Source organism: Alkalibacterium indicireducens, from assembly GCF_039522005.1.
In the GTDB taxonomy this organism is placed as follows: domain Bacteria; phylum Bacillota; class Bacilli; order Lactobacillales; family Carnobacteriaceae_A; genus Alkalibacterium; species Alkalibacterium indicireducens.
The window spans coordinates 1-7,578 of sequence record NZ_BAAADA010000169.1 but is presented as its reverse complement, the minus strand read 5'-3'; the positions used below and the strand labels follow the sequence as shown (position 1 = coordinate 7,578).

The window sequence follows — 7,578 nt, the reverse complement described above, 5'->3', positions numbered from 1 at the left end:
TAAGTCATCCAACCCCATTATAAAGGACTTTTTTATATCATGAAACAGTTAAATTTTTAATGCAACACTAGTGGTAATAGTGATGACCTGATTTTCTCAGGTAACACTGGTATTATATATAATAGAGGACTGAAAAATACAGCAAAGTTATTTTCAAAAACCACAAAATAGTCTAAGAAAAATATTAAAAACATAAACTTTTAATGTTAAACTTAAAAAGTGAGCGTCAAATAAGGAAATAAAACGTACTTTACATGCAATTAAAAATAAAAAAACATAGTGATTTTTGTAACAATACATTGCGATAAAGCACAAATATTGTTACACTATATATTGACGCACTTTTAGTAAGAGAAAAAAAGGATGTCTTGGGGGAGGGTTTTTTGAACAAGAAAGCAGATAATAAAAAGAAAGAAAAAAACAGTGAGACCTTACGAGCATTAGCTAATTTCTCCCATATAGGAGTTATGATAGCTGCTTCCATATTAATAGGGGTATTATTAGGTCGTTTTTTAGACAATAGACTTGGCTCGTCACCTTGGTTACTATTAGTCTTTTCCTTACTTGGTGTCGGAGCGGCCATTAAATACTTATTTGATATGCCAACAAAATAGTGAAGAGGGAATAAAGTGACTTTATCAAAAATAGCAAAAAAAATGATTTATTCGATTGGTATCATCTCGGTAGCTACTTTAGTGCTTGCTTTTTTATATTACCGTTCTATGGAATTTGTTCCATTTTTACTAGGTATTTTAATAGGTTCTATAACGAGTATTTTAAAAGTCATTCTACTAGAACGGACAGTTAATACTTCTATGAAAATGGATAAAAAAGACGCAGGGAAATATGTCAGTCTTCAACATTTAATAAGATTGTTTATTTCTGGAGCTGTTCTGCTTATCGGCGCTCTTGTAGACAGTATTAATTTATGGGGAGTAGTTGTCGGTATATTATCTTATCAATTAGCCGCATACAGTACTAAATCAGTCATGAATGGATAACTCAAACTAAGATTGAATGAAGGTGGTGATCAATTAACAATGTTAGATATAAACAATATAGCTATACTAGAAATATTTGGATTTGAGATTTTAATTACAGAAACAATCGTCAATACATGGATTATTATGGGTATTCTTATTGTTTTAGCTATTCTTGCTCGAATAAAATTAAAGTCCTTTAAAGTTGTTCCAACAGGTGTCCAAAATATCATTGAGACAATTGTTGAAATGTTTGATACCTTCGTCGTTAACACCATGGGGTCAAAACTATCTTACATCGGTAGTTGGTTTTTCATGGTCTTTGTATTTGTTTTATCTGCCAGCTTACTTAGTCCATTTGGGTTAAGAGCACCAACTGCAGATTTTGCGACGACCTTCGCACTTGCTTTTGCAAGTTTTCTACTCATGCTCATTTTAGGTTTCAAACATAATAAAGGGGACTACCTTAAAACTTTTTTTGAACCACACTTTATCTTTTTTCCACTCAACATAATTGGAGAACTTGCTAAACCTGTTTCACTCAGTTTCCGACTGTTTGGTAACGTATTGTCAGGTACAATTATTCTGACCCTTTATTATGGTTTAACACCATTTCTTGTTCAAATAGGTATCCCAGCTGCTCTATCTGCATTTTTCGATGTCATTATCGGTGCTTTGCAGACTTATATATTCGTGATATTAAGTATGATGTATATTAAAGGCGCAGCAGATTAAAATTCATTGCAAGACTTAATTTATGTAAAAAAATTATAGAAAATTTATGGAGGATGTATATGGAAACTTTAGGAACTATTATTAGCGCAGCGCATATTGCCGCTGCAATCGCATTACTCAACGGACTATTTACAACATTTGGGCAGTCGAAAGTGGTTTCAACAGCCATTGAAGGAATCGCAAGACAACCAGAGGCAAGTGATGACATCAGAAGTGCGATGTTTGTCGGTCTAGCCATGGCAGAGACTTCCGGTATTTACGGACTCTTAATTGCCATCATTATGCTATTTGCCAATCCATTAGTAGAAATTTTTGTCAACTTACTCTAATAAAATGAAACAAGACAACTGTCTAATAAGAAAGGGGTCGTTTACTTGCAAAATGAGATGTGGTTTTTAGCTCAAGCTCTCCCCGAAGGACGTGTCTTTGGTTTGGATGGACAGACCTTGATGGATATCGGCATTCAGTTATTTAACGGGATTTTATTGGCAGTGATATTAGGAGCCATTTTATACAATCCTGTTAAAGAGTTTATGCAAAAGCGTACAGAAAGCATTCAGGAGAAATTGGATGACTCCGATGCCACGATGTTGACAGCTAAAAATTTAATAGATGAATATGAAGAAAAAATTGAAAATATAAATAAAGAACGTCTTACTATACTAGAAGAAGCACGTGCTCAAGCTCAGGAAGAGAGTGACCTCATCCGCCAAGAAACTAAATTAGAAGCTGAAGAAACCAGAGCACGCATGCAAAAGAGTATGGAAGCCGAGAAAAAACGTATACAGGATGAATCACGTCTTTATATTATTGAGACGGCTGCTTTAATGGCTGAAAAATATGTTGCTTCTTCTATTAACGAAGAAGACCATATAAAGCTTTTTGAAGAGGCTTTGACTGATTTGGAGGAATCCAAATGGCAAAGTTAAGAGAACGTTACGCACAAGCACTCTATGATTTGTCAATTGAAAATGACAATATAAAAAAGACATTACGAGAAGCAACTTTAGTGAACAATGCCTTAAATGAAGAAGAGGTTCAATTTTTTTTGCTTCATCCTCATGTCTCTGATTCAGAAAAACACCAATTATTTGAATCAACTTTTTCTGAACACATTGAATCATTTTTATTAAACTTTTTACATTTAATGATTGATAAAAATAGAGAAGGCTTAATCATTCCAACTTTAACAGAATTAATTACACGTATAAAAAGACAGTTAAATCAAACAGAAGCCACAGTCGTTTCAGCTAAAGAGTTAACTGAAAAACAAGTGGAGGCTATTAGAGAGTTACTCACTAAAAAAACACAGATGGACATAGAGTTTCATTTGAAAGTAGATCCTGATGTGATTGGTGGATTTTATATATTGATAGATGGGTTCGTTTTTGACGGGACTGTCCGAACACAACTCATTAAAATGAAAGAAAAACTGAAAAGAGAGGGGGTCGCCCATGTCAGTTAATCCAGCTGAAATAAGTAAAGTCATAAAAAAACAGATAGAAAATTATGCTTCAGAAAATACTTTTACAGAAGCCGGAACAGTTATACGAGTAGGTGATGGTATAGCTCGTGTCCATGGATTAGAAAATGCCATGAGTGGTGAACTCTTAGAATTTTCTGATGGAACTCAAGGGATGGCATTAAACCTAGACGAAGACAGTATAGGTGTCGTTGTTATGGGATCAGATTCAGGTATTAAAGAAGGAGACCCAGTCACTTTAACAGGAAGAATGACAGAGGTACCCGTTGGTGATGGGCTCTTAGGGAGAGTTGTTAACTCCTTAGGTGAGCCAATTGACGATAAAGGACCTATTTCGGCAAATCATTATCGCCCGATTGAAAGTCAAGCGCCAAGTGTCATTATGCGTCGAGAGGTTGACCAGCCTTTACAAACTGGAATAAAAGCGATTGATGCTTTGGTTCCCATTGGAAAAGGGCAGCGAGAGTTAATTATTGGTGATAGAGAAACGGGTAAGTCGGCCATTGGAATTGATACGATTATCAACCAAAAAGAGACGGATGTGCACTGTGTCTATGTCGCTATTGGCCAAAAAGCTTCAACAGTGGCACGCATTATCAGTGTGTTAGAAGAAACAGGCGCAATGGACTACACGACTGTTGTCTTCTCGTCAGCAAGTGATTCAGCACCTTTACAATACATTACACCTTACGCAGGAACTGCGATAGCGGAAGAATGGATGAATCAAGGGAAAGACGTGTTAGTCGTATATGATGACTTATCTAAACACGCTGTATCATACAGAGCCATAAGCTTGCTATTAGGACGTCCACCAGGGCGTGAAGCGTATCCTGGAGACGTATTTTATTTGCACTCGCGTTTATTGGAACGTGCTGCTTCAATGAGTGAAGAGTACGGTGGAGGAACTTTAACAGCTCTTCCAATAGTTGAAACCCAAGAAGGGGATATCTCAGCTTATATTCCGACAAATATTATTTCCATTACCGATGGACAAATTTATTTAGAATCAGATTTATTTAATAGTGGCGTACGTCCAGCCATTAACCCTGGTTTGTCCGTATCCCGTGTAGGAGGAGCCGCTCAAATCCCTGCTATTAAACAAATAGCCGGACCTCTCCGTATAGAATTTGCCCAGTATAAAGAACTGGCTGCTTTTTCTCAATTCGGATCTGATTTGAATCCAGACACGCTCGAACGGTTGAATCATGGTGAACGTATTATGGAAGTACTCAAACAGTCTCAGTATAGACCTATGGCGATAGAAGATCAGGTTCTGGTTTTTTATGCTTTAAGTCAAAAGCATTTAACAGATATTGATATGAGACATATTAGAAAATTCCAAAGAGATTTACTTTCACATATCAGCAATGTGGCTCCTGAAATTAAAAAAGAATTGAAAGAAACAGGAGTCTTGACAGACGAATTAGCCGATCAAATAGATAGTTTAATTAAAGACGTTAAAAACCAACACGATTACAGCTAGGGAGGGATAGATCTGAGTTCTACAAGAGATATAAAAAAACGAATTGCCAACGTTAGTTCTGTGGAACAAATTATTAAGGCCATGGATATGGTCGCATCCACAAAATTAATCAGAGCGAGAGAATCCTTAGATGGTATCCGTCCGATTTACCTTAATTTGAAACGTATCGTCACTGAGTTAGGCAAACAAATGGAGAATGCTGAGCATAAGTTCTTTAAAGAAAGAACAGATACAAAGAACACTCTTTATGTTGTTTTAACAAGTGACAGAGGTTTATCTGGAAGTTATAACTCAAACATTTTATCCAAAGCTTTGAAACACATGAATAAAGGTAAAAATGAAAAATTAATCGTCGTTGGAACGAAGGGTATAGACTTCTTTAAAAGAGAAGGAAAAGATATTATACGTTCAGTTTATGATATCTCGGACGATAATGTATTTTATGGTACTGAGAACATGGCTCAGAATATACATGATGTCTTTTTATCAGACGAGGTTGACATAGAAGAAGTCTATCTCGTTTATACTCATTTTGAGAACGTCTTAACACTTGAACCAAAGATAGAAAAACTGTTACCTGTTGAAATGGATGAAAGTGATGAGAATTATATTACTGATATTAAATTCGAACCAGGGACAGATAACTTCATAGACCATGTCGTGCCATTGTATCTGCATATGAGTTTATTCCGTGCCTTTTCAGAAGCCCATACCAGTGAACAAGCGGCTCGTATGGTCAGCATGGATGCGGCAGGTAAAAATGCAAATGACTTGGTCGAGGATCTAAATCGTGTCTATAACAGAAAACGTCAAGCTGAAATTACGCAAGAATTAAGTGAAATAGTAGGAAGTGCAGAAAGTATGAAAAAAGGAGGTACGGATGACTATTAAAAACAAAGGAAACATTATTCAAATCATCGGGTCTGTTGTCGATCTTCAATTTGATGATGACTTACCCGCTTTATACAATGCCATCGAGGTCGACTATAAAGAGGATACAATCGTCTTAGAAGTCATGCAGCACCTTGGAGACAATAGAGTGCGCTGTGTATCCATGCATCCGACTGATGGCTTGACTCGTGGAATGGAAGCTATTGATACAGGTGCTTCTATTTCCGTTCCTGTAGGACAAGAAGTCTTAGGACGAATGGTTAACGTATTAGGAGAGCCAATCGATAACGGTCCTGAAATAGAATCCGAAGAGAAATGGTCCATTCATAGAGATGCTCCAGCTCTTAAAGACCAAAAAGCGGAACCTGAGATGTTAGAAACAGGAATTAAAGCGATCGATTTATTATGTCCCTTCTCAAAAGGAGGTAAAATTGGTCTCTTCGGCGGTGCCGGTGTTGGGAAGACAGTTCTCATTATGGAACTGATTAACAGTATCGCACAAGAACATGGCGGCCGATCTGTCTTTGTCGGAGTAGGGGAGCGTACCCGTGAAGGGAATGACTTATACTACGATATGAAAGATTCGGGTGTTATTGACAATACCTCTTTAGTATTCGGTCAAATGAACGAACCGCCAGGAGTCCGTATGCGTGTGGCTCTAACAGGGCTCACAATGTCGGAATATTTTCGAGATGAAGAGAAGCAAGATGTTCTATTATTCGTAGACAATATTTTCCGATTTGTACAAGCTGGATCAGAAGTATCGGCTTTACTCGGACGTACACCCAGTGCAGTAGGCTATCAACCCACTTTAGCAACAGAAATCGGTGCATTGCAGGAAAGAATCACATCCACTCAATCCGGATCGATTACATCTGTACAAGCCATTTATGTGCCGGCAGATGACTTTACAGACCCAGCAACAGCGACGACTTTTGTCCACTTGGACGCAGTAACTATTTTATCTCGTTCCGTTGTGGAACAAGGCATTTACCCAGCGATTGATCCATTAGAATCTTCTTCACGTATTTTAGAAGAAGATATCGTTGGAAAAGAGCATTACCAAGTTGCCCATCGTGTCCAAAATATTCTTCAGCGTTACAAAGATTTACAGGATATTGTAGCAATATTAGGAATGGACGAGTTATCTGAAGAGGATAAACTAGCCGTTAACCGAGCAAGAAAGGTTCAGCGTTTCTTATCTCAACCTTTCTATGTAGCAGAGAAATTCACAACTGTTCCAGGTAAACATGTAACGATTAAGGAGACAGTTCAAGGATTTAAGGAAATTCTTGACGGAGTACATGATGGTATTCCAGAAGGGTATTTCTTAAATGCTGGTTCCATAGATGACGTTGTTCAAAAGTATAAGAATGACCAAGGTGATTAAAAATGGATGAATTAAATAATAAAAAGAAACTTAATTTAACTATTACAACACCTCGTGGAGTCAAATTTGAAGAAGAAGCTGATATGGTTATCATGCGGGTGCTGGATGGAAATATTGGTGTTCTTCCAGGACATGAACGTATTTCTACTGTTTTAGGAGACGGAATCCTTCGCTTCATTAATAATGATGTCGAAAGAAAACTTGCCGTTTTTAGTGGAATTGCTGAGGTTAACGATGATAATATTAATATTTTCACAACAATCGCTCAGCCACCAGAAGAAATTGATTTAGAGCGTGCTGAACAAGATCGTCAAAAAGCAGAAGCTGCTCTGGCAGAAAAACCAAAAGAACCGTATCTGCAAAGAGCTCATTTGATGATTCGTCGCTCATCAGTGCGTATTGAAGTCAGCCAAGAATATTCGGAAAATATCAGTGATGATTAACAAACTGAAGAAAGTAACCCAGAACTGGACAGATGTCTTGTTTTGGGTTTTTTTATATGTTCGACCACTAGTGTTGCATTAAAAATTTAACTGTTTCATGACATAAAAAAGTCCTTTATAATGGGGTTGGATGACTTATCCAAGACCAAAACAAAGGACTTACAGCATGGATA

The 7,578-nt window shown here is 37.1% G+C and carries 10 protein-coding genes; all 10 read left to right on the top strand.

Annotated features, from left to right (window positions below; all coding sequences use genetic code 11):
• The first annotated feature begins 383 nt into the window (after window positions 1–383).
• The 10 genes from ABFX15_RS09640 to atpC are packed head-to-tail and all read left to right on the top strand — an operon-like array spanning window position 384 to window position 7,405.
• Window positions 384–614, top strand: coding sequence for an AtpZ/AtpI family protein (locus ABFX15_RS09640; RefSeq protein ID WP_346025207.1), 231 nt, complete (start codon window positions 384–386; stop codon window positions 612–614).
• Between the two features lie 15 nt (window positions 615–629).
• The gene (locus ABFX15_RS09635) at window positions 630–1,001 is read left to right on the top strand and encodes an ATP synthase subunit I (protein ID WP_346025206.1); all 372 of its coding nucleotides are present in this window, start codon (window positions 630–632) and stop codon (window positions 999–1,001) included.
• Between the two features lie 12 nt (window positions 1,002–1,013).
• Window positions 1,014–1,715: a F0F1 ATP synthase subunit A gene (locus ABFX15_RS09630; protein WP_346025205.1), complete on the top strand. Its 702-nt coding sequence runs from the start codon at window positions 1,014–1,016 to the stop codon at window positions 1,713–1,715.
• Window positions 1,716–1,774: 59 nt separating this feature from the next.
• A complete protein-coding gene (atpE, locus tag ABFX15_RS09625) occupies window positions 1,775–2,044 on the top strand; it encodes an ATP synthase F0 subunit C (protein WP_346025204.1) in 270 nt (89 codons plus the stop codon).
• A gap of 45 nt (window positions 2,045–2,089) precedes the next feature.
• Entirely contained in the window at window positions 2,090–2,644 is a 555-nt protein-coding gene (locus ABFX15_RS09620) for a F0F1 ATP synthase subunit B (RefSeq protein ID WP_346025203.1), read from the top strand.
• Entirely contained in the window at window positions 2,632–3,180 is a 549-nt protein-coding gene (gene atpH / locus ABFX15_RS09615; protein WP_346025202.1) for an ATP synthase F1 subunit delta, read from the top strand. The genes ABFX15_RS09620 and atpH overlap by 13 nt, the downstream gene beginning before the upstream one ends.
• A complete protein-coding gene (atpA, locus tag ABFX15_RS09610; protein ID WP_346025201.1) occupies window positions 3,170–4,681 on the top strand; it encodes a F0F1 ATP synthase subunit alpha in 1,512 nt (503 codons plus the stop codon). The genes atpH and atpA overlap by 11 nt, the downstream gene beginning before the upstream one ends.
• A 6-nt stretch (window positions 4,682–4,687) precedes the next feature.
• Window positions 4,688–5,572 carry an ATP synthase F1 subunit gamma gene (gene atpG, locus ABFX15_RS09605; protein WP_346025208.1) on the top strand — a complete coding sequence of 295 codons (885 nt, stop codon included), beginning with the start codon at window positions 4,688–4,690 and terminating at the stop codon, window positions 5,570–5,572.
• A complete protein-coding gene (gene atpD / locus ABFX15_RS09600; RefSeq protein ID WP_346025200.1) occupies window positions 5,562–6,962 on the top strand; it encodes a F0F1 ATP synthase subunit beta in 1,401 nt (466 codons plus the stop codon). Before atpG ends, atpD begins: the two co-directional genes overlap by 11 nt.
• A 2-nt stretch (window positions 6,963–6,964) precedes the next feature.
• Window positions 6,965–7,405 carry an ATP synthase F1 subunit epsilon gene (gene atpC, locus ABFX15_RS09595; RefSeq protein ID WP_346025199.1) on the top strand — a complete coding sequence of 147 codons (441 nt, stop codon included), beginning with the start codon at window positions 6,965–6,967 and terminating at the stop codon, window positions 7,403–7,405.
• Window positions 7,406–7,578: the final 173 nt, after the last annotated feature.

Coding starts and splice junctions, on each gene's coding strand:
- atpE (WP_346025204.1), top strand. CDS start 1,775: ATGGAAACTTTAGGAACTATTATTAGCGCAGCGCATATTGCCGCTGCA.
- atpH (WP_346025202.1), top strand. CDS start 2,632: ATGGCAAAGTTAAGAGAACGTTACGCACAAGCACTCTATGATTTGTCA.
- atpA (WP_346025201.1), top strand. CDS start 3,170: ATGTCAGTTAATCCAGCTGAAATAAGTAAAGTCATAAAAAAACAGATA.
- atpD (WP_346025200.1), top strand. CDS start 5,562: ATGACTATTAAAAACAAAGGAAACATTATTCAAATCATCGGGTCTGTT.
- atpC (WP_346025199.1), top strand. CDS start 6,965: ATGGATGAATTAAATAATAAAAAGAAACTTAATTTAACTATTACAACA.